Source organism: Sunxiuqinia indica (assembly GCF_009847015.1).
Taxonomy (GTDB): Bacteria; Bacteroidota; Bacteroidia; order Bacteroidales; family Prolixibacteraceae; genus Sunxiuqinia; species Sunxiuqinia indica.
Map to the genome: position 1 here is coordinate 172,855 of NZ_WVEM01000004.1, position 21,532 is coordinate 194,386.

At 38.5% G+C, this 21,532-nt stretch carries 21 protein-coding genes; 8 read left to right on the top strand and 13 right to left on the bottom strand.

Annotated elements, in window-relative coordinates; translation table 11 throughout:
• Positions 1–273: 273 nt before the first annotated feature.
• From GR929_RS07680 to GR929_RS07700, 5 genes are read left to right on the top strand one after another with little or no spacing between them, the layout of a single operon-like run.
• Positions 274–462 (top strand): helix-turn-helix domain-containing protein, encoded by a 189-nt coding sequence (locus GR929_RS07680; RefSeq protein ID WP_159518469.1) that lies wholly within the window; start codon positions 274–276, stop codon positions 460–462.
• Complete coding sequence (locus GR929_RS07685) at positions 462–3,467, top strand: type I restriction endonuclease subunit R (RefSeq protein ID WP_159518471.1); 3,006 nt, start codon at positions 462–464, stop codon at positions 3,465–3,467. The genes GR929_RS07680 and GR929_RS07685 overlap by 1 nt, the downstream gene beginning before the upstream one ends.
• Complete coding sequence (locus GR929_RS07690; RefSeq protein ID WP_159518473.1) at positions 3,460–4,749, top strand: restriction endonuclease subunit S; 1,290 nt, start codon at positions 3,460–3,462, stop codon at positions 4,747–4,749. Before GR929_RS07685 ends, GR929_RS07690 begins: the two co-directional genes overlap by 8 nt.
• Positions 4,750–4,753: 4 nt before the next feature.
• Positions 4,754–5,824 carry an AAA family ATPase gene (locus tag GR929_RS07695; protein ID WP_159518475.1) on the top strand — a complete coding sequence of 357 codons (1,071 nt, stop codon included), beginning with the start codon at positions 4,754–4,756 and terminating at the stop codon, positions 5,822–5,824.
• 2 nt (positions 5,825–5,826) lie between these two features.
• Positions 5,827–7,476 carry a type I restriction-modification system subunit M gene (locus GR929_RS07700; RefSeq protein ID WP_159518477.1) on the top strand — a complete coding sequence of 550 codons (1,650 nt, stop codon included), beginning with the start codon at positions 5,827–5,829 and terminating at the stop codon, positions 7,474–7,476.
• 156 nt (positions 7,477–7,632) lie between these two features.
• Here the strand turns inward: GR929_RS07700 and GR929_RS07705 are convergent, their stop codons facing one another.
• From GR929_RS07705 to GR929_RS07725, 5 genes are all read right to left on the bottom strand, one after another.
• Positions 7,633–8,679 (bottom strand): nucleotidyl transferase AbiEii/AbiGii toxin family protein, encoded by a 1,047-nt coding sequence (locus GR929_RS07705; RefSeq protein WP_159518479.1) that lies wholly within the window; start codon positions 8,677–8,679, stop codon positions 7,633–7,635.
• A 22-nt stretch (positions 8,680–8,701) separates the two neighbouring features.
• Positions 8,702–9,310 carry a DUF6577 family protein gene (locus GR929_RS07710; protein ID WP_159518481.1) on the bottom strand — a complete coding sequence of 203 codons (609 nt, stop codon included), beginning with the start codon at positions 9,308–9,310 and terminating at the stop codon, positions 8,702–8,704.
• A 219-nt stretch (positions 9,311–9,529) separates the two neighbouring features.
• A complete protein-coding gene (locus tag GR929_RS07715) occupies positions 9,530–10,177 on the bottom strand; it encodes a hypothetical protein (protein ID WP_159518483.1) in 648 nt (215 codons plus the stop codon).
• Positions 10,174–10,539, bottom strand: coding sequence for a DUF3408 domain-containing protein (locus GR929_RS07720; RefSeq protein WP_159518484.1), 366 nt, complete (start codon positions 10,537–10,539; stop codon positions 10,174–10,176). The genes GR929_RS07715 and GR929_RS07720 overlap by 4 nt, the downstream gene beginning before the upstream one ends.
• Positions 10,540–10,542: 3 nt before the next feature.
• Entirely contained in the window at positions 10,543–11,304 is a 762-nt protein-coding gene (locus tag GR929_RS07725; protein ID WP_235934157.1) for a ParA family protein, read from the bottom strand.
• A 686-nt stretch (positions 11,305–11,990) separates the two neighbouring features.
• Here GR929_RS07725 and mobA point away from each other — a divergent pair.
• Genes mobA through mobC form a run of 3 tightly spaced genes read left to right on the top strand, consistent with a single transcriptional unit; the run spans position 11,991 to position 15,617 of the window.
• Complete coding sequence (mobA, locus tag GR929_RS07730) at positions 11,991–12,416, top strand: conjugal transfer protein MobA (RefSeq protein ID WP_159518486.1); 426 nt, start codon at positions 11,991–11,993, stop codon at positions 12,414–12,416.
• Entirely contained in the window at positions 12,401–13,600 is a 1,200-nt protein-coding gene (gene mobB / locus GR929_RS07735) for a conjugal transfer protein MobB (protein ID WP_159518487.1), read from the top strand. The genes mobA and mobB overlap by 16 nt, the downstream gene beginning before the upstream one ends.
• A gap of 7 nt (positions 13,601–13,607) precedes the next feature.
• Positions 13,608–15,617 carry a conjugal transfer protein MobC gene (mobC, locus tag GR929_RS07740; protein WP_159518488.1) on the top strand — a complete coding sequence of 670 codons (2,010 nt, stop codon included), beginning with the start codon at positions 13,608–13,610 and terminating at the stop codon, positions 15,615–15,617.
• Between the two features lie 324 nt (positions 15,618–15,941).
• On the opposite strand, the gene GR929_RS07745 is transcribed toward mobC, so the two are convergent.
• From GR929_RS07745 to GR929_RS07780, 8 genes are all read right to left on the bottom strand, one after another.
• Entirely contained in the window at positions 15,942–16,184 is a 243-nt protein-coding gene (locus GR929_RS07745) for a PLP-dependent transferase (protein WP_159518489.1), read from the bottom strand.
• A gap of 164 nt (positions 16,185–16,348) precedes the next feature.
• Positions 16,349–16,807, bottom strand: a complete 459-nt coding sequence (locus GR929_RS07750; RefSeq protein WP_159518490.1) for a hypothetical protein — start codon at positions 16,805–16,807, stop codon at positions 16,349–16,351.
• Positions 16,808–16,813: 6 nt separating this feature from the next.
• Complete coding sequence (locus GR929_RS07755; protein WP_159518491.1) at positions 16,814–19,234, bottom strand: copper-transporting P-type ATPase; 2,421 nt, start codon at positions 19,232–19,234, stop codon at positions 16,814–16,816.
• A gap of 20 nt (positions 19,235–19,254) precedes the next feature.
• Positions 19,255–19,332: an SHOCT domain-containing protein gene (locus GR929_RS21875; protein ID WP_235934182.1), complete on the bottom strand. Its 78-nt coding sequence runs from the start codon at positions 19,330–19,332 to the stop codon at positions 19,255–19,257.
• A gap of 281 nt (positions 19,333–19,613) precedes the next feature.
• Positions 19,614–20,255, bottom strand: coding sequence for a methyltransferase family protein (locus GR929_RS07765; protein WP_159518493.1), 642 nt, complete (start codon positions 20,253–20,255; stop codon positions 19,614–19,616).
• A gap of 115 nt (positions 20,256–20,370) precedes the next feature.
• The gene (locus tag GR929_RS07770; RefSeq protein WP_159518495.1) at positions 20,371–20,862 is read right to left on the bottom strand and encodes a hypothetical protein; all 492 of its coding nucleotides are present in this window, start codon (positions 20,860–20,862) and stop codon (positions 20,371–20,373) included.
• Between the two features lie 49 nt (positions 20,863–20,911).
• Positions 20,912–21,142 carry a heavy metal-binding domain-containing protein gene (locus GR929_RS07775; protein ID WP_159518497.1) on the bottom strand — a complete coding sequence of 77 codons (231 nt, stop codon included), beginning with the start codon at positions 21,140–21,142 and terminating at the stop codon, positions 20,912–20,914.
• A 118-nt stretch (positions 21,143–21,260) separates the two neighbouring features.
• Entirely contained in the window at positions 21,261–21,479 is a 219-nt protein-coding gene (locus tag GR929_RS07780; RefSeq protein ID WP_159518499.1) for a hypothetical protein, read from the bottom strand.
• Positions 21,480–21,532: the final 53 nt, after the last annotated feature.

The window sequence follows — 21,532 nt, forward strand, 5'->3', positions numbered from 1 at the left end:
CTTGCGCAAACCTATGGTTAAATTGGAAGGCATTGTTGGGGCGTGGTTAAGGTGTCCCTGATTGTCGTTTTTTGTCCGGGGAATGTTTTTAACGTACTGATTAGGATAAATGATATTCCTAATTCAATTCAAACACATTTTTATATCTCAACAATATAATCTTAGGAAGATTTTGTTTTACTGACGCACAAAATGACCATATACAATTCAAATACTTTTTATAATGAATTTTGATGTAAAAAATCTATTTTAGCTGTCTGACTTTTTTACGACATGAACAGAATAAAAGAAGTACTTGAAGAAAAAGGAATTAAGCAGACTTGGTTGGCTGAAAGACTTGGTAAAAGTTATAATGTAGTTAACGGATATGTTCAGAACCGACAACAACCACGACTTGAGGTACTTTATGAGATAGCAAAAATATTGGATGTGAATCCCAAAGATTTATTGAAAGAAGATTAATGACAAAAGAAATTCAAATAGAAGAAAATCTGGTCAAGCAGCTTACGGAAGAGCTTAAATACACCTATCGACCTGACATTGTTGATAGAAAAACACTTGAAGAGAACTTCAAAGCAAAGTTTGAAGCGCTTAACCGTGTTCGTTTGACTGACAATGAGTTTTTACGGTTACGTGAAGATATCATCAATCCAGATGTATTTGTTACTTCTAAGTTATTGCGTGAGCAACAATACTTCCAACGTGAAGACGGTACACCTTTACATTATACTTTGGTAAACATCAAGGATTGGTGCAAAAACGACTATGAAGTTATCCGACAATTACGTATTAATACCGAGAATAGCCATCAACGATATGATGTAGTATTACTGATTAACGGTTTGCCCGTTGTACAAATTGAACTAAAGAAACTGGATATTTCACCACGAAAAGCCATGCAACAAATCGTTGATTATAAAAACGAGCCTGGCAATGGATATGGCAATTCTTTACTGTGTTTTATGCAATTATTCATCGTGAGTAATAAAACAAATACATATTATTTTGCAAACAACAAGAATCAACATTTTGCATTTAACGCCGATGAACAATTCTTACCGATATACCAACTGGCAGACGAGGATAATAACAAAATCACCCATCTTGAACCTTTTACACAGAGATTTCTAGCCAAGTGTACGCTTGGTGAAATGATAAGTAAATACATGGTATTGGTCGAAAGCGAACAAAAAATGCTCGTAATGCGACCTTACCAGATTTATGCGGTAAAAGCTATCGTTGACAGTATTCACCAAAACCGTGGGAATGGATATATCTGGCACACAACAGGAAGTGGTAAAACATTGACATCTTTTAAAGCATCTACTCTGCTAAAAGATAACCCTGATATTGAAAAATGTTTGTTCGTAGTTGATAGAAAAGACCTTGACCGACAAACTCGTGAGGAATTCAATAAATTTCAGGAAGGAAGCGTGGAAGAAAATACCAATACAGAAACTCTCGTGCGGCGTTTACTTTCTACCGATTATGCTGATAAAGTTATTGTAACCACCATTCAAAAACTTGGATTGGCATTGGATGGAACAAACAAACGAAACTACAAAGAACGTTTAGAGCCTTTGAGTGAAAAAAGAATTGTTTTCATTTTTGACGAGTGCCATCGTTCGCAATTTGGAGAAAATCACAAGGCAATTACAGAATTCTTTCCGAATGCTCAATTATTTGGATTTACAGGTACGCCTATATTTCCTGAAAATTCAACAGCTAAAATAAGGGAAGATAGAACTGAAACGTATAAAACAACACAGTCAATCTTTCAAAATGAGTTGCCTACTTATACCATAACAAACGCTATTGAGGATAGAAATGTACTAAAGTTTCACATTGACTATTTTAAAGGCAAAGGAGAACAAAATCCAAAGCCAGGAGAACAAATAGCACAACAGGCGGTAGTTGAAGCAATCATTGAAAAACATAATTCTGCAACAAATTCAAGACGTTTCAATGCAATATTGGCAACATCTTCTATTAACGATGCAATAAAATACTATCAGATTTTTAAAGAAATACAAGAACGGAAAAAAGCTGAAAATTCTGATTATTATAAATTTAATATTGCTTGTGTGTTTTCTCCACCTGCCCAATTGATTGCAAAAGAAGGAGACCAGCAAAGTCAAAAAAATGCAGCGGATGTAAAGCAATTACAAGATGATTTGGAGCAGGAGAAATATGATAATCAGACAAACCCCGAAGAAAAGAAAAAGGCATTAATTGATATTATATCTGATTATAATAAACAATTTAAAACGGTGCATAATATCAATGAATTTGATAGCTACTATCAAGATGTACAAAGGCGGATTAAAGACCAGAAGTATAGCAACAAAGACTATCCTCATGCAAATAAAATAGATATTACAATTGTGGTGGATATGTTGCTTACAGGTTTCGATTCAAAATATTTGAACACATTGTACGTTGACAAAAAGCTTAAATATCATGGATTAATACAAGCTTTTTCTCGAACCAATCGTGTATTAAACGACACCAAACCTTACGGTAATATTTTAGATTTTCGTTCGCAACAGGATGCCGTAAATCAGGCTATTACACTTTTTTCTGGCAAAAAGGATGATGCCGCTGTAAAAGTTTGGTTGGTTGACCCTGCACCAGTTGTAATTGAAGAATACAAAAAAGCCGTTGAAACGCTGGGTATTTTCATGGAGGATAACAAATTGGTAAATGAACCTCAGGAAGTGTATAACCTAAAAGGCGATGCTGCCCGTATTGTATTTGTGAAAAACTTTAAGGAGGTACAACGTTTAAAAACGCAGCTTGACCAATACACCGATTTAGAAGAAGAGCAAAAAGAAAAGATAGAAGCTATTTTACCAAAAGAAAGCTTACTGGAATTTAGAAGCTCATATATAGAAACGGCTAAACAATTAAGAGAAATTCAGCAAAAAGAAGGAGACGAAGCACCACCCGAAATTCAGCAACTTGATTTTGAGTTTGTGCTTTTTGCCTCAGCAGTCATCGATTACGATTACATTATGGAGCTTACTGCTGAAAACATGGGAAAAGCACCGAGTAAACAAAAAATGTCGAAAAAACAGATTAAGAGTTTACTAAAATCAAACTCTAATCTGATGGACGAAGAGGAGGATATGACCGACTTTATTGACTCGTTAGATTGGAGCAAAGGACAAAGTACTGAAGAGCTAAAGGAAAACTTTGAAATTTTTAAAGTAGAGAAGTACGAAAAAGAACTGGCTGCAATCTCAAACAAGCATGGTTTACAAATAGAAGACATTAAAGCTTTTGTAGAGGATATTATGAACCGAATGATTTTTGACGGCGAAAAGCTTACCGACCTTATGGAACCATTGGAATTAGGTTGGAAACAAAGAAGCAAGGCAGAAACGGCTTTAATGAACGACTTAGTACCAGAATTAAAGAAACTAGCCCAAGGGCGTGAAATATCAGGATTAGCAGCGTATGAATAAGATAGAAAAATTAATACCAGAGTTGCGGTTTCCTGCATTTGTAAAGGATAAAGACTGGGAAAAGAAGAGTTTAATTGATACTGCTGACAAAAAAGTTAAGTGGAGTTTTACAGGAGGCCCATTTGGTTCAAATTTAAAAGCAAGCGATTATACAAAAAGTGGATTTAGAATAATTCAGCTTCAAAACATTGGTGATGGAGAATTTAACGATGATTATAAAATCTATGCTTCCAAAGAAAAGGCTGATGAGTTGTTGAGTTGCAATATTTATGCTGGTGATATAATAATATCAAAAATGGGTGACCCTGTCGGAAGAGCCTGCATTATACCAGATAGTCTAAAAAGGTGTATAATGGCTTCCGATGGTATAAGATTGGTTGTCGATGAAAAATTGTATTCTAAGTATTTTATATATTCATTAATAAATTCAAACTCAATTAGGGAATCGATTGAGAAAAAATCGACTGGTTCAACAAGAAAAAGAATTGGTTTAGATGAACTACGAAATATTAATTTATACATCCCTAAATCATTAAAAGAACAACAAAAAATAGCCTCATGTCTTTCTTCCTTAGATGAACTAATTCAAGTACACACCAAAAAGTTGGAAATTCTCAAAGACCACAAAAAAGGTTTAATGCAAAACCTTTTCCTACAAGAAGGTGAGAAGGTGCCAAAATATCGTTTTCCTGAATTTGAGAATAAAGGGAATTGGGTTAATGATGTTTTAGGCAACAGAGGAGAATTTATGGGAGGCGGAACACCGAGTAAGAGTAATCCAGCCTTTTGGGATGGTGATTTTCCATGGATTTCTAGTTCTGATATATCAGAAGACTCAATTCATCAAATAGGGATTACTAGGTTCATTACTAATGATGCAATTAAAAACTCAGCAACCAAAGTTATTCCTGAAAATAGTCTGCTAATTGTTTCAAGAGTTGGCGTTGGCAAAATAGCAATAACAACAAAAGAAATATCTACTAGCCAAGACTTCACTAATTTTATACCTGAAAAAGATAATGTAGAATTTCTTGGCTATTATTTAAAATGTAAAAAAGACATTCTTCTTGGATTTAGTCAAGGAATGGCTATAAAAGGTTTTACTAAAGACGATATTGCTTCTTTAAAGTTATCATTCCCAACTGATATTAGAGAACAACAAAAAATAGCATCTACCCTTTCTGCTTTGGATAATTTGATTTTAGCACAAACAGAAAAAATAGAACAATTAAAAGAACATAAAATAGGTTTGATGCAAAGCTTATTTCCAACAATTATTTAAAGATATGAATCTACCTGAGATAGCAAATCAATTATACGAACTGCCTCAAAAGCTTTGCTTAGTTTATGCGTTTAATGCGACGGGAAAAACAAGATTATCTGTTGCATTTAAGAATTTAACTAAAACGAAGAATGAAGGTAAACACGCTGGAGTATATTATAATGCATTTAGTGAAGATTTATTTACATGGGATAATGACGAGGAGCACGATAATGAAAGTGTGAAGCTTGGTATCGTGTTCAGTTCTTTGAATCAATTTCATTCTTTATTGATGGACACTGAAATTTTGGAAGAAAAACTTTCATTGTATCATCCACGGTATAAATATAATTTAAACCTATATGAAGATGGTGATAGAGAAAAGGGAATTCATTCAGTTGTATTTTATATTGATGAAGAGACTCAGAAACCAATAAAAATATCAAGGGGTGAAGAAAGGATATTTATTTGGTGTTTTTTCTTAGCATTATTTGAAACAGAAGCATGGACAGAAGAGCAGGATGCACATTTCTTTATTGACGACCCTGTTTCAAGCATGGATGAACACAATATTTTTATTACAGCAGAATCAATTACAAAATTGATTGATGACACATATCCTAAAAAGAAAATAATACTAACTACACATCATATTGGTTTATTTTCAATTCTTGCAGATAGGTTGACAAAAGGTCAAAAAAGCAATAAATACAGTAACAATACAGCTATTTACTTACTGGAACGAAATTCTGATAATGAATTGAAATTAAATGGTCAAAATGGTGCTTTCTTGTTTCACCTGCATTTACTTAAAACGCTAGATGAAGCAACTAAAACACAGTTGTTTTCTTATCATTTTGTGCTATTACGGCAATTACTGGAAAATATTTCATCTTTTTTAGGCAAAGGCGGAATTGGTTATTCATTGAGTCAAATTGGATTAAAAGACGACCCTAATGTAATTGGTGATAGAATAAATTCTTTGTCACATAAAGACTCTTATAAAACACAGTCAAATAAGATGTCTGATTCAGAAGAGGAATTATTCAAAGAAGTTCTTAGCCAAATTATTCTTATTTACAAATTCAAGTTTTGATTATGACAAAAAATAACCAGCAAAAACTAGGTAAAACCCTTTGGAAAATAGCCGACCAGCTTCGTGGTGCAATGAATCCGGATGATTTTCGTGATTATATGCTTTCGTTTCTGTTTTTGAGGTATTTATCCTTCAACTATGAAGCTTCTGCAAAAAAAGAATTAGGTAGCGATTATCCTGATAAAGAATTAGAGGATGTAAACCCAGACTTTAGAGTTCCTCCTCCATTAGAAAAGTGGTATGAGGAAAACGAGGAGGATATAGAAGAATTTGAGAAACAAATGCGGAGAAAAGTTCATTATGTTATTAAACCACAACACCTGTGGAGTAATATAACTGAACTTTCACGTACACGGAATCCTGAGCTTTTAAAGACCTTAGAAAAAGGTTTTCGGTTTATTGAAAATAAATCCTTTGATGATTCTTTTCAAGGATTGTTTTCTGAAATCAACTTAAATTCTGAGAAATTAGGAAAAACAGAACCCGAAAGAAACAAAAAGCTCTGTACAATTATTCAAACAATTGCCGAAGGTATTTCAAGCTTCCCTACCGATAGTGATTCCCTTGGAGATGCCTATGAGTATTTGATTGGTCAATTTGCGGCAGGTTCTGGCAAAAAAGCAGGTGAATTTTATACACCACAACAAGTTTCTACCATACTTTCAGAAATAGTATCCTTAGATAGTCAAAACCCATCAACAGGAAGAAAAAAGAAACTGAATCGGATTCTGGATTTTGCATGTGGTTCGGGTTCACTGTTACTAAATGTTAGAAAACGGCTTAAAGACGAAGGTGGTAGTATTGGCAAAATTTTCGGTCAGGAAAAGAATATTACTACTTATAACCTTGCCCGTATGAACATGCTGTTACATGGCATGAAAGATACGGAGTTTGAAATATTTCATGGTGATACCTTAATTAACCAGTGGGATATGCTCAATGAGATGAACCCGTCAAAGAAAATAGAATTTGATGCCATTGTAGCTAATCCTCCATTTAGCCTGCGTTGGGAACCAAACGATACTTTAGCAGAGGATTTCCGTTTTAAAAGCTATGGTTTAGCCCCAAAATCTGCAGCCGATTTTGCCTTTTTATTACATGGGTTTCATTTTCTAAGTCAGGAAGGTACAATGGCAATTATCCTGCCTCATGGTGTCTTATTTCGGGGTGGTGCAGAAGAGCGAATCCGTACCAAGCTTTTAAAAGATAACAATATTGATACGGTAATAGGCTTACCAGCGAATTTATTCTACTCAACAGGCATTCCTGTATGTATTCTTATTTTGAAAAAATGCAAAAAAGAAGACGATGTACTTTTTATCAATGCCAGTGAAGAATTTGAAAAAGGAAAAAGACAGAATACGCTAAGAGAAGGCAAAGATGGAGAACCAAATGATATTCAGAGGATAGTTGAAACTTATAAATCTCGACCTGAAAAAATAAAACGTTATGCTCGAAAAGTTTCAATGGATGAAATTGAAAAAAATGGTTACAACCTGAATATTTCAAGATATGTTAGTACAGCCGAGACAGAAGAAAAGATTGACCTTAAAGAGGTAAACGACAAATTGAAATTAATAAACGAAAACATAAAAACGAACACCGATAAGCATAATGAGTTTTTAAGGGAGTTGGGTTTACCGCCAATTTGATGTGTTATTACAGTAAGTCTTCTCCCAGCTTTAGACAAAATAGAAAAATTCGTAATTACACCAAAAACAAACTTTCCTTCCCACCTGAGCAGGTTGTAATAACAACCGTGCATTTGGTTTTGAGAAATGCAACAAGTTTAGCGCACCATTTTTTTATCAGATTTTCGCTAAAGCTTTGACCCAATAAAAGAAAGCTTCTGCATTGGTCTTTTTTAATTTGTTGAGTTTGTTGAATTCCTGGTCTTCGATAAGCCATTCCCTGATTTCCAACGGATTTTTAAACCTTTCTATTTCCTGGTTTTTGCCGTTATTTAACAGGGTAGTTAGGTAGGCCACTTTCGCGGCCGCTGTAATAGCTTCATCAATTGCAAAACGCTCAACCGTAAAATTCGTGAAGTTTTTAATTCCCAGTTGCAGGTGATTGAATTCTTCTGATTTTAAGTTCCTTTCGGCGAGTGTGTAACAAGCTTCCCTGGTATCTTTTAATACTTCATCCCAATTTATTTCCAGGTTCCGGTAGCCGATTTCTTCCTGCACCACCTTTGAATAACTGTTCCTGACTACTTCGAGGCCGGTTATCCTGTCAAACAGAAACGCAATATCGTACAACTGTTTTATGATTTCCACCGGACGGTTCTTGGAGTACAGGATACCGGTTGTTTTTGGTGCAAATGCGGTTAGTTTATCCCCCAGGATTGCTTCAAACGTAGGCAAAACAACCATTGTATTCTCACCTGAAGTTGCCAGCCAACTGTGTTTTAAAGGGTATTCCCTTGTTTGGGGATATGGGTCCGGGGCGTACAATAAATCCAGCAAAACAGGTTCTTCACGCCCATCAACAACACTTTTATAAAACATTTTGAAATGCCCGACCGGTGCGCCAGGGGTATGTTTCCTGTCGTTGTCGTCTTCCCAGCGGATAAACATATCCAACCCGCTTATCTTATCCAGAACGTCCCTGATTTTACTTTCCGCTTCAAGGGTAATAATATCTATATCAATCGAAAATCGTCTGGGAGAGTCTGTTGCCAATAGCAAAGCGGTCCCTCCTTTAAAAATAAACTCCAAACCGTTCAGCCGCAATTGTTCCAGAAAGGTCAACGCATAAATCACTTTTTCAATCAGCTTTGGGTCAATGCGTTTCCCCAACCTGCCTCTCAGGCTGGTAATCCATTCTATTGTATGTGATTTTTTATCTATCATTGCATGTATAATTTTGGCATAATTAGTCTTTTTTTGCCAAACCTATATTTATCAGTTTTTCAACTTCACTCTCCCTATTCCTGCGAAGGGCATAACGTTTCATCTTCAATTTGTTTATTGCAAACTTCTCCATTGCTGTCTTCATAATAAACCCTGTTTCGTTTTGTTGTGCAGAAAAGAGGTTGGTGTCGGTCAACATGTCAACCAAGAGTTTTTCCAAAGCCGGAATGACTATTTTTTGTGTTTCTATTAAAGGAGCTTCTGAAACCATGTTTTTGACAATAACAACTTCATCGAGGTTTTGGATATATCGTTCAAATATTTCTTCATTTGGATTCAGAAAGACATTTTTGAATGTTTCATTAAGAAATCCAAAAACGGGTTCGGAAGCATCTTTTTCCACTTCGACCACTATATAATGTTTAAATGGCTGGTGCCGCATCAAATCGTTAAGCCAGGCGCTGTCCCAAACACAATAAGTTATGAAGGGAAACTCCAGTTTTATTTTGTTGTATATTTTTTTTAAAGAGCCCGAAACTTCAGGATTGAACAGGGATATGCTTCCCAACTCATAAATTCCCTTTGAAGGGGTGCTGATTTTTCCCTTTTTTTTCAACTTTGACAAATACATGTTAATCGTATTGTCAGACCAATGGGGAAAATCTTCCTTTATTGACGTGACAAGCTTTTGTTTGGAAAGCCTTTCACTTTCTCGGAAGTAATGGTTAATATGCTGTTCCAGTGTTTTAGCCAAAATTGTTTTTGTTGCAAATGTAGTACTATTCTTTATAAAACTGGCAAAAAACATATCTATTTGCCAAACTTATATCTATGCCCTTCCGCAAAAACCTCACAAATATTTCCCTAAATCAAACCCCTCTGCATCATCAGTTTTGAATTCTTGCATGGCTGATGTTTTCAACTCAGCCTCGCACCTGTCCAGTATGTCGGCAACTTTTTGTTCTCCGCATTCCACTTGGCTTATAAGCTGTTTAAGCAGGTCGGTTTCATTTACCGTTCTGATTATTTTAGCAGCTTTTACAATGTGTGCCTCTGACAATTCATGCAGGTGCGATTGTATGGCTTCTGACATTTCGGACAGGTCGTCAAAACTTGCTCCTGTTGCCAACACTGGGACAAGTTCCGTATCGTCAAATGGAAGCTCATCCCCTTCATTTTCTTCCTCGTCTAGTTGATATAAGGGTTCTATGTCCACATCAATATTTAGCCGGGCTTCTTCACGTGTGTAGAAAACCTGCTCCATTTCTTCCGGTGGAATGACATGACGTTTATTCGTATTCCACTGGGTGGGATTACCGGTATATTGCCCCAATCGGGTTTTGCTTATACCAACAATGCTTTCGTTATTTTCTGGTGTTTCAGCTTCGGTTTCCTGCACCTTTACGCCTTTCGCGCCATTCAACAAGAAATATCCTGCCGAAAGGATGCAAGATGCCACAATTACAATCCCTGCAATATCAACCATACTTATCATCATTGAAAAGGTTGTTTGATATTCTCGTTAAAAAGGCGGATAATTTCGTCTTTGTACTGCTCAAAATGTGATGCAATAATGGCTTCCACGTAACCTCCCAAAGTAGCTTTGTCCCCTCCAATAGTTGCCATTATGTTTTTGAGTTGGCTAATCAGTTCTTTACTGAGATATACCGTGCTTTTTTCACTCTCGCTGCCCCTTTGAATAAATGAACTGGTATAATCGGATGTGTGGTTTCCCGGTACAGGGGGGACATCCTTTCTTTTTCGCGAATTATTTGTCGGTGCGCGGTTTTCATCTTTCGTTGGTTTGTTGCCACCCGAAGCTACCATTTTCATAAACTCGTTATCATCAACTTCTTTCATAATTTATAAATTCAGGTTTCCGGTAATTTCATTTAACAATTCAATAATGTTGCTTCCCCGTGCTATTTGTCTGTCCGGTGGAAACAGAGTGGAGCGAAAAGGGCGTTGCCCGGCGCCGAGTATTTCTTTCCGGTAACGTTTAGTGTCGGGGACCCTGGTTTTTAACAGAGGCAATTTCAGACTTGCAACGCCTTTGGAGTAAATATCATACAAAGCCGTTTTCTCCCGCTTATCGACAAGGTTCCAGAACAGGTACAACTGTTTTTGAGGATTGGCTTTAATCATTTCCCCAATGGCCTTTGCGAAATTAAGGCTGCTTTCCAGCACCACGCGGTCAGCGCTTATTGGCACAAGAAATACATCCATTTCAGACAGTAACTTATACATCCCCGAGGTATTGACCGTACCGGGGACATCAAACAACACCAGGTCAATTCTTTCTTTTGTTTGTTCAAGGAACTCTTCAACGATACTTATGGCTGATTCAGCAGAAGCTTTTAAAATGGTATAAGCTTTTTTATTCAACCGTGTGAACTGTTCATAAGCAAGGGCTTTTAGCTTACTGTCATTTGAAACGGTTTCTATTTCCCGTTCCCGCATTTGAAGGATACTGTATTGAGGATAATCGCAATCCACAACCAATACATTCAAATTTTTTTCGTAGTGCAGGTAACTTGCTGTTAATACGGTAAAAGTTGTTTTACCTACGCCGCCCTTCTGGGTGGCATAAGCCATAAACAATGGTTTGTTCATTTGTCTTTCCATCTCTTTTAATGTTTACGTTTTTAATTAAATATTTCGATATATGACTGCGCATTTATAGTTGCAACTGTGCGGTCCAATGAGCACTAATTCCTTCAAGCAGATATTTATTCAAACATTCCTTTGTTCGTGTAAAAGATTATTCAACCGCTCCTTTAATTCACTGTTTTTGTGTGCCGTTATCAGGATATTTCTTTGCCTGTCTTTACGTTCGATTATCTACCCGGATAACTATGCGTTTCCATAATTAAGCAATTGCACATTTATGTACTTCTACAAATGCGTAAATAAGTATTTGTACAATTATCCACCTGTTCATATGTCCGGCGAAAAACACATTTAACCAATCATTTTTCAACCTATTTGTCCGCATACAAAAACAAATATTCAGGCAAACAAAACCAAAAAAAGTGCCTCCTGCCAAGCTATGGTCAAACTGTCCGGCTTTGTCCGTATTTGTCTATTTCATAGAATTTTAACCCGTTTTACTTTTGCTGCAATGAATGGAAGTCGGAAACATTGGACTTTTTGTCGGGAATTACCAACCGAACGATAGTGAAAGAATATTTGCGTCGGCAAATAGCAAGGTGTGTTTTGAGCCTCCCGAAATATTTTCGGTGGCTCAAAACGTCCGTCCCCTGAAGTCCGGCATTTTTTGCTCCGAAGTCGCTAAAATTAAAAATAGAAGAATGAGTAAAGCTGAAAGAAAATACAAAGGCGGGCGTAAGCCCAAAGCAAACCCGATAGTGGCAAATTACACGGTAAGGTTCAATGCTGTGGACAATGCCCGTTTTCTGGCACTGTTTGAAAAGTCGGGGATGAAGACAAAAGCCCATTTTATTGCCGCCCGTGTTTTTGATGAAACATTCAAAGTAATCCAAATCAACAAAGTCGAGCATGACTATTACAGCAAACTAAGCACGTTTTACAGCCAGTTCCGTGCTGTGGGGGTCAATTATAACCAGGTGGTAAAAGCATTGAACACCCATTTTACCGAGAAAAAGGCACTGGCTGCACTCTACAAATTGGAGAAACTGACCATTGAATTTATCCGCCTGAACGGGCAAATCATCGAACTCACCCGGAAATACGAACAACAATGGTTGCAAAAATAAACATCGGGAGTTCACTTTTCGGGGCTTTGTCTTATAACCAGGAGAAGGTGGATGCGGGGGAAGCCAAAGTCCTTTGTTCCAGCAAAGTTCTTTTACCAACGGATAAATCGTTGACCCTGGCGTTTTGCATGCGAAGTTTTGAAAACCACCTGCCCAAAGACATTAAAACAGAAAAGCCTGTTGTCCATATTTCGCTGAACCCGCACCCGGATGATAACCTTAGCGACGAACAACTTTCCGCCATTGCACAGGAATATCTGGATAAAATGGGTTACGGTAACCAGCCTTTTGTGGTGTATAAACATGAAGATATTGACCGCCACCATATCCACATTGTATCGCTACGGGTGGACGAAAACGGTAAAAAAATCAACGATAAATTTGAGTTCAGACGGAGTAAGGAAACCACACTGGGGTTGGAACAAAAATATGGCTTGTATCCTGCGGAAAAGCGAAGCCGCCTGCAGTCTCCCCAGCCCAAAAAAGTTGATTACAGGAAAGGTGATGTCAAAAAGCAGATTGCCAACCTGACCAAAGAACTGGCAGGGTCGTATCGTTTTCAAAGCATAAGGGAATACAAAACACTTTTGTCGCTGTACAACATCGGTCTGGAAGAAGTCAAAGGCGAATTTGAGGGTAAACCATATCACGGTATTGTTTATTTCGCTTTGGATAAGAAAGGGAGAAAAAAAGGTCTGCCTGTTAAAGCATCGCTTATTGGCAAACAAGTGGGGGCAGAAAACCTGAAAAAACGCTGCGGCTACAACGCCCAAAACATCAAAAAGAACAAATTAACGAAAGCGACACGACCGATTATTGAATCTGCCATGGCAATTTCAAAAACAAGAGGACAATTTACACAACAACTCCAAAAACAAGGCATTGATTTGGTGTTCAGGGAGAACAAAGATGGCCGCATTTATGGAGTCACCTTTATCGACCACAGCCAACATACGGCGCTTAACGGTTCCCGTTACGGCAAGGCATTTTCAGCCAATGCCCTCAATGAAAAATTCAGACAGGATACTTCCCAAAATACTCCTGGTGAAAATTCTGAAATTCGGGATAATGAAAAGGAGCCTGCAAACGGCATCTTCACATTTATTGATTTCACCGGGCAGGGCGAAAATTACGAAGAAGAAGCTTTTATCCGCAAAATGAAACGAAAAAGAAAACGAAAATAAAAAAAATATGGCACAGGAAGACGATTTAAGGGCATTGGGCAAAATCATCGATTTTATAAGGGCAGTCAGTATTTTGCTCGTAGTTGCCCATATTTACTGGTTTTGTTATGAAATGGTATCCGGCCAAAACCTGAACATTGAAGTTGTTGACAAAATACTGATGAACTTTCAGCAAACAACAGGGCTATTTTCATTTCCGCTTTACACAAAGTTATTTGCCAACCTTCTGCTGGCGTTATCATGCCTTGGTACAAAAGGAGTTAAAGCTGAAAAAATCACTTGGACAAAAATAAATATCAGCCTGGGTTTTGGTGTGGTTCTGTTTTATCTGAACTGGTGGATACTGGAATTACCTTTGCCGGTTACAAGCAAATCAGCTTTGTATATTTTGTCCATTTCCGCAGGTTTTATCCTGATGCTGGTTGCCGGGACATGGATAAGCCGTCTGCTGAAAAATAACCTGATGGACGATGTGTTCAACAGCGAAAACGAATCCTTTATGCAGGAACAACGGCTGATGGAAAACGAATATTCGGTAAACCTGCCAACCCACTTTGTTTACAAAGGGAAAAAGCGCTGGGGATGGATTAACGTGGTCAACCCTTTCCGGGCCACCATCGTACTGGGAACACCCGGTAGCGGAAAATCCTATGCCGTGGTCAACAACTACATCAAACAACAGATTGAAAAGGGCTTTGCCATGTATATTTACGACTATAAGTTCCCCGACCTCAGCGAAATTGCCTACAACCATTTATTAAAACATCTTGATGGCTACGAAGTTAAGCCTAAATACTACGTGATAAATTTCGACGACCCTCGTAAAAGCCATCGTTGCAACCCCATTAACCCCACATTCATGACGGACATATCGGATGCCTGGGAAGGTGCTTATACCATTATGTTGAACCTGAACCGTACCTGGATTCAAAAGCAGGGCGACTTTTTTGTGGAATCGCCGATTATCCTTCTGGCAGCCATCATCTGGTTTCTGAAAATTTATAAAGACGGGAAGTACTGCACCTTTCCCCATGCCATCGAGTTTCTGAATAAAAAATATGCAGATACCTTTACAATCCTGACCTCATACCCGGAATTGGAAAACTATTTATCTCCCTTTATGGATGCCTGGGAAGGTGGGGCGCAAGACCAGTTGCAGGGGCAGATTGCCAGCGCCAAAATCCCGCTATCAAGGATGATTTCACCACAGCTCTATTGGGTGATGACGGGCGATGATTTTACCCTTGATATTAATAACCCCAAAGAACCTAAAATTCTTTGTGTGGGTAACAATCCCGACCGACAAAATATATACAGCGCTGCTCTGGGGCTGTACAACTCCCGGATAGTAAAACTGATAAACAAAAAACACCGGTTAAAAAGTTCCGTGATTATAGATGAATTGCCGACGATTTATTTCCGGGGGCTGGACAATCTGATTGCCACGGCACGGAGTAACAAGGTAGCGGTTTGTCTGGGCTTCCAGGATTACAGCCAGTTGACCCGCGATTATGGCGATAAAGAAAGTAAAGTTATCCAAAACACGGTTGGGAATATTTTTTCGGGGCAGGTAGTAGGAGAAACGGCCCGGGTACTTTCCGAACGTTTCGGAAAAATCCTGCAAAAACGTCAGAGTATGACCATTAGCCGCCAAGACAAAACCACTTCCATTAATACCCAGTTAGACAGCATCATCCCGGCAGCCAAAATCAGCAACCTAACACAAGGGGTATTTGTCGGTGCAGTATCAGACAATTTTGATGAACGTATCGAACAGAAAATTTTCCATGCTGAGATTGTAGTGGACAATGAAAAAGTAGAACGGGAAATGGCGGGGTACAAACCAATCCCTGCCATTGTTGATTTTACCGACAAGCACGGACAAGATACTTTGGAACGGGAGATTCACGACAACTACAAACAGGTGAAAAATGATGTCATCTCAATTGTGGAAAATGAAATGCAGCGCATTCAAAATGACCCGGGGCTGGCGCATTTAGTGAAAGGGGGCAAATAAATATTTACTTTCCCGTCATTTTATTATAAATAAAAACGTGAAAATGGTTATAGTGTTATTGACTCTCCGACTTCAGGTCTCTGCTGAAATTGTTTTTAATAACTTGTTTAACGTTGAAAATTAACATTCAACAGGGTTCAAATAGATGAACTCTATTAAATGGATATGAACTACTTGTGTTCATGTTTCATCTCTTTCTTTGGAGCTTCTAATGATGTTCAGTCATATTTACAGCAACCGGGTACATCATTTCATTGTAAGCTTCATCGCTTGCTTTGTGCATTTTTGGCAAAACCCCATTCAAAATTTAAGGAATCAATCATACTATTGAAACTCCTTTTCAAAATAATCTAAACTTTGCGCCAGGTCTTCAATTAAATCTTCTACATTTTCAATTCCTGCTGAAAGCCGGATCAAATCGTTTGAAACCCCAATGGCGTTCCGCTTTTTTTCGGGGATGGTGCCGTGTGTCATTGCGGCAGGGTAACAAATTAAAGATTCCACCCCGCCCAGGCTCTCGGAAAGTGAAATATTTTTTAATTTCTTTAATATGTAGTTTACAGCCATGCATGATGCATTTTGCCGTATCTGCTTAGGATATGCTCGCCGATATTCCCAATTTTGACAATCACAAAATGCCCTGCTTTATGCTTCTTGCAATTCGTGGCGCTTTAATTTCCAATTGAACAACCTTTTCCCACAGATATTTTTTAGATATTATTTTTGCCATTTTATAATTTTTCCCTTTCAAGGTTGAATTTTGTAGTATTATCTTTCGTCTTAAAATACAACACAGTGCCAATATTTTTCGGGTTTTGCCTTATTACGGCTGTTGCTTTATCTAATTTCTTATTTGAAAAAGGGTCCGTTGCAAAACGAAGAATGTTACTATTACTAATCAGTTTCGCCCTACACCTTGAACAACAAACCCAATATGTTTTATTATCAATTTTCACAGGATTCAATTTTTCAAATTTTATTTCGTTACTCACTGAACAGACACTTTGAAAGGCGATTTCCTGATTCATTAAATTCTTTAAAACTTTTTGATTTTCAATTTCTTTAAAAATCGGAATGGAAAGAAAAACTAAGATTACCAACAGAAAAACGAGCAATGTAACATTCAATCCCCTTTTTTCGTTCTTACTCCAAAACACCTTATTATTCTGTATATTCTTATTTCTTACCATTTCTCTTTATTTTCTCCTTAACCGCAATGCGTTTGTAATTACCGAAACCGAACTAAAGCTCATGGCAGCCGCAGCAATAATTGGGCTGAGCAATATCCCGAAGAATGGGAAAAGTATCCCGGCAGCCACCGGTACGCCAAGTGCATTGTACACGAAAGCAAAAAACAGGTTTTGTTTAATGTTGCGCATCACTTTAATGCTGAGGTCGCGGGCGCGGACAATCCCGGTGAGGTCGCCTTTAACTAATGTAATCTCGGCACTTTGCATGGCAATATCAGTACCCGTTCCCATGGCAATTCCTACATTGGCCAGTTCTAACGCCGGGGCATCGTTAATGCCGTCGCCGGCCATGGCAACAATGTGCCCTTGTTCCTGTAGCTCTTTTACTTTATTGTATTTGTCATCGGGCAGGCAATCCGCCATGAAACCATCCAATCCCAGTTCGTCGGCAACTGCTTTGGCGGTGAATTTATTGTCGCCCGTGAGCATGTGCACATGAATGCCCATTTTCTGGAGGTTTTTAATAGCACTGGCCGAAGTCTCTTTTATTTTGTCGGAAACGCTGACTATGCCTTCAACTTTTTTCCCAATAATCAGGTACATCACGGTTTGTCCGGTAAGTTGCCACTCTTCTGCCAGTTGTTTTTGTTCTTTTGTTAAAGATGCGTTGAAATCATCGATTAAACGATGGTTGCCCAACCCGATATTTTTACCGTTGTAAATGGCTTTGACCCCTTTTCCTGTAACCGATTCAAATTTATCGAGATTTTTCAGTTCCAACTTATTTTCTTTGGCACCGGCCACAATTGCATCGGCCAGCGGGTGTTCACTGTTGACATCTACCGATGCCGCCAATTGAAGGATTTCCTTGTCGGGCAAATCCCCGAAAGATTTAAACCTATTCAGGCTGGGTCTCCCTTCGGTAATCGTACCAGTTTTATCTATGATTAGCGTATCTACTTTGTTCATTTCCTCAATAGCCCGTGCATCTTTCACCAGGACGCCCGATTGTGCGCCACGTCCGGTCCCGACCATGATGGACATGGGCGTGGCCAGCCCCAATGCGCACGGACAAGCAATAATTAGTACTGCCACGGCATTTACAAATGCATAAACATAAGCCGGTTCGGGGCCCCAGATAGCCCAAACAGCAAAAGTGATAATGGCTACAGAAATAACAATTTGCACAAAGTATTTTGCCACGGTGTCTGCCAGTTTCTGGATGGGCGCACGTGAACGGCTTGCCTGGTTCACCATTTCAATAATTTGAGCAAGTAAGGTGTCGCTGCCCACTTTTTCGGCTTTCATCTCAAAAACGGTTTTCCCGTTGATGGTACCGCCGGTAACTTTATCTCCCTTCGATTTTTCTGCAGGAATGGGTTCACCGGTAATCATACTTTCGTCAATTACCGCCTCGCCTTTATAGATACTCCCGTCAACAGGAACTTTTTCGCCCGGCTTCACTTTTAAAATATCTCCAACACTTACATCTTCGAGTGGGATTTCTGTTTCTTCACCATTGCGAATAACCCGTGCTACCGGGGGAACCAATCCCAGTAACGCTTTTATTGCTGAGTTGGTTTTGCTGTGGGCACGCAGTTCCAACACCTGGCCAAGCAAAACCAGGGTAAGGATAACGGCCGCCGCCTCAAAATAAAGGTGGACATTGCCATTGGCATCCTGAAATTGGGATGGAAAAACAGACGGGACCAAGAGGGCAAAAACACTGAACAGGTAGGCTGCGCCAACGCCAATAGAGATGAGTGTCCACATATTGGGCATCCAACGCACGATGGAACTCCAGCCACGTTTAAAAAAGTCCCAACTGCTGTAAAAAACAACCGGAGTTGCAAGCGCAAATTCAACCCAACCCCACACTTTTTTAGGTGCAATTTCTTCCAATTGGAGGAAACTGAAAAACTCCGACATAGCAATAATGAATACAGGGATGCTCAAAACCAGTGCAATCCAAAACTTTTTGGCCATTTTTTTATAGGCTTTTTCTTCTTCGCTGGTTTCTTCGCCTTTTTCGGGAACCAAATCCATTCCGCATTTTGGACAATTTCCCGGATGGTCTTGCCTTATTTCGGGGTGCATCGGACATGTGTAAATTTTTTTATCGGAAGTCTGATGTGAAAACGTTCCGGCTTCTTCCTTTTTCAGGTGCATACCACATACCGGGCAATCTCCAGGCTGGTCATAAGTTTTATCGCCTTCGCAATGCATTGGGCAATAATATTTGCCGGAAGCTTTCGAAGCAACGGGTGCGGCGTGATGATGGTGGTCGTGAATCTGTTTTTCGTCTTTTTCGTGCAATTCATCTACCGGTATCAGGTGCATGTTGCACACGGGGCAGTCGCCGGGCTGTTCATACGTTTTCTCCCCTTCGCATCTCATGGGGCAGTAATATTTACCTTTGGTATCCATAATTCGGTACTTTATTGTAATTATAATTCTAAAATATTCTGTTTTATCTTTTCGAATTCCTCTTTATTGATTTTACCTTGGGCATATCGTTCTTTCAAAATTTCGAGGGCTGTTTTTTTTCTGTTGGAGTTGGTTTGTTGTTAATATTAAATCCCCTGGTAATAGCCCAAGTAATTACAATTAAAACCACAATTCCGATTATCCAACTAAATCCCATTCCGGAATTCATTCCTTCAAATCCATGCATATTTAACTCCTTTCTTTTATTTGTGTTCGTGTTCTTTTTTCATCTCAGGTGATGCAGGTTTCATCATTTTCATTTTTCCATCGGTCCCCGTCATTCCCTTTATATTTCTTTTTTTTAGCCCCGCGTTCAATTTTATGAATTCCCTAAAAACTGTTTCCAGTTACCTTTTAAAGGAAGAAATCCTGGTACATTTCTACGGTATTCGATATACTCTTCCCCGAATTGTTCGATAACCTTTTTTTCTTCTTTACGAGCAAGCCTTACATATACCAATACGATAAGCGGGAACAGGCCTATTGAAAACAAAGTCGGCCAGTGCACAATGCCTTCTCCAAATAATGCTATGAATAAACCCGTATATTGTGGGTGCCGCACCAGGCTGTACAATCCTCCCGTAGCGAGCCGGTTTTCTTTATGTGCCCGGTAGAGTTCGCGCCAGCCTTGAAGAAAAATTCCAAAACCCGTAAATAACAAAACGTAGCCCACTATCATTGAAATCATCATGCCGGTTTCCCCGATGCCAACTAGTGTTGACCACAGGTTTGAATTAAGGTAACTCCTGTCTAATCCAAAGAAACGAACGAGTAGGTAAATGGTAAGCGGGAAGCCATACATCTCAGCATACAAAGCGATAATAAAAGCCTGTATTAATCCTGCGCCTGCCCATTCACGCCACGTTTTTGGGGCTAGATAACGGTACAAAAACCACGATGCGATAACAATAACAATCAATGCAATCGCCCATGCCCCTGAATGTTCTATACCCCTTTCCATTATAATATTCCCTTAAGTACTGTTTTAATTGCTTAAAATGAAGTTAGAAAAGTCCCGGTAAATCCTTTGTCATTCACTTATTGACAAAGTACCGGAACTTTTCAATCAAAACTAACTATTCGTGATGTTCCAAATGTTCCTGTTCATTAACAGAATTGCTTGTTTCTTCATTTCTGTTTCCCATCATTTTCATGCAGGTATTCATCATTTCAGGGTTTTGTGCCATCATTTCAGCCATGCTGTGCATGTTTGAATTTGTATTGCATTCTTCCACCATAGCGGTTTTCATTTCAGGGTTGTCTTTCATCATCCCCATCCTGTTGGTATTGCCCATCATTTGATGGTTGCATTTCATTTCCGCCATTCCTTTTTTTGCATTCATTTCACCGTTAAGAAGGTTACCGTTTTGCATCATCATCATGGCATGTTCGTTACCCTTCATCATCTCCATAAATTCCAACATGAGTTCATGGTTGTTCATAATGTTGTTGTAAACTTCTATCCGGGCTTCCGGGTTATCCATTATTTTTGCGACTTTTTTACTTTGAGCATTGCTGCTAAGCGCAAAAAATGTAAGCATGGAAAATATTATTGCTATAGTTTTCATGATATGTATTTATTATATGATTAAATATGAATTTTTAAATGTGATTATTTTAGCAGCAGCCATGGTTGTGTTTATGATGGTCGTGTGAACCTTTGCTGTCCACCGGGACCAGTTTCATGTTGCAGTCCGGGCAATTTCCGGGGGCATTGTAGGTTTTGTTCCCTTCGCATTTCATCGGGCAGATGTACCGGGTTTGCTGTCCGGCAACAAGTGTACTACCATTGTCTTGAACTATTTCTTTCTCTTTTCCTCCTGTAAAAAAATCTCTAAGTGTTTTCATGATATTTAATTTTAAATGTTTAACTATTTCAAAGATACAACCATCAAGTTTTTAAAGCGTTACATAATTCAGTGAATGATTTACATGATTTATTGACTTACTGATTAACAATCATAAATCAAAGATTACAACGAAAATCTACAATCGGCTCTTTAATATCATTTGCCGTTACCAGTTTCATATTACATTCCGGACAATTGATCGGAGTACCATAGGTTTTATCCCCTTCGCATTTCATCAAGCAGAAATACTGATGTTGTGGATGGCTTTTTTCCCAAGCTGGAGACGAACTTTTACTGGTTCCCATCCCTCTAAAGAAATTTATCAAACTTTTCATGGTGTAAAATTTTTATAGTCAACTTAACCAACTACTAAATGCTGCTTTTTTAC

Coding starts and splice junctions, on each gene's coding strand:
- GR929_RS07750 (WP_159518490.1), bottom strand. CDS start 16,807: ATGGTAAGAAATAAGAATATACAGAATAATAAGGTGTTTTGGAGTAAG.
- GR929_RS07690 (WP_159518473.1), top strand. CDS start 3,460: ATGAATAAGATAGAAAAATTAATACCAGAGTTGCGGTTTCCTGCATTT.
- GR929_RS07695 (WP_159518475.1), top strand. CDS start 4,754: ATGAATCTACCTGAGATAGCAAATCAATTATACGAACTGCCTCAAAAG.
- GR929_RS07765 (WP_159518493.1), bottom strand. CDS start 20,255: ATGGAAAGGGGTATAGAACATTCAGGGGCATGGGCGATTGCATTGATT.
- GR929_RS07780 (WP_159518499.1), bottom strand. CDS start 21,479: ATGAAAAGTTTGATAAATTTCTTTAGAGGGATGGGAACCAGTAAAAGT.
- GR929_RS07770 (WP_159518495.1), bottom strand. CDS start 20,862: ATGAAAACTATAGCAATAATATTTTCCATGCTTACATTTTTTGCGCTT.
- GR929_RS07710 (WP_159518481.1), bottom strand. CDS start 9,310: ATGTATTTGTCAAAGTTGAAAAAAAAGGGAAAAATCAGCACCCCTTCA.
- GR929_RS07715 (WP_159518483.1), bottom strand. CDS start 10,177: ATGATGATAAGTATGGTTGATATTGCAGGGATTGTAATTGTGGCATCT.
- mobC (WP_159518488.1), top strand. CDS start 13,608: ATGGCACAGGAAGACGATTTAAGGGCATTGGGCAAAATCATCGATTTT.
- mobB (WP_159518487.1), top strand. CDS start 12,401: ATGGTTGCAAAAATAAACATCGGGAGTTCACTTTTCGGGGCTTTGTCT.
- GR929_RS07705 (WP_159518479.1), bottom strand. CDS start 8,679: ATGATAGATAAAAAATCACATACAATAGAATGGATTACCAGCCTGAGA.
- GR929_RS07700 (WP_159518477.1), top strand. CDS start 5,827: ATGACAAAAAATAACCAGCAAAAACTAGGTAAAACCCTTTGGAAAATA.
- GR929_RS07720 (WP_159518484.1), bottom strand. CDS start 10,539: ATGAAAGAAGTTGATGATAACGAGTTTATGAAAATGGTAGCTTCGGGT.
- GR929_RS07745 (WP_159518489.1), bottom strand. CDS start 16,184: ATGGCTGTAAACTACATATTAAAGAAATTAAAAAATATTTCACTTTCC.
- GR929_RS07680 (WP_159518469.1), top strand. CDS start 274: ATGAACAGAATAAAAGAAGTACTTGAAGAAAAAGGAATTAAGCAGACT.
- GR929_RS07755 (WP_159518491.1), bottom strand. CDS start 19,234: ATGGATACCAAAGGTAAATATTACTGCCCCATGAGATGCGAAGGGGAG.
- GR929_RS07685 (WP_159518471.1), top strand. CDS start 462: ATGACAAAAGAAATTCAAATAGAAGAAAATCTGGTCAAGCAGCTTACG.
- mobA (WP_159518486.1), top strand. CDS start 11,991: ATGAGTAAAGCTGAAAGAAAATACAAAGGCGGGCGTAAGCCCAAAGCA.
- GR929_RS07725 (WP_235934157.1), bottom strand. CDS start 11,304: ATGGAAAGACAAATGAACAAACCATTGTTTATGGCTTATGCCACCCAG.
- GR929_RS07775 (WP_159518497.1), bottom strand. CDS start 21,142: ATGAAAACACTTAGAGATTTTTTTACAGGAGGAAAAGAGAAAGAAATA.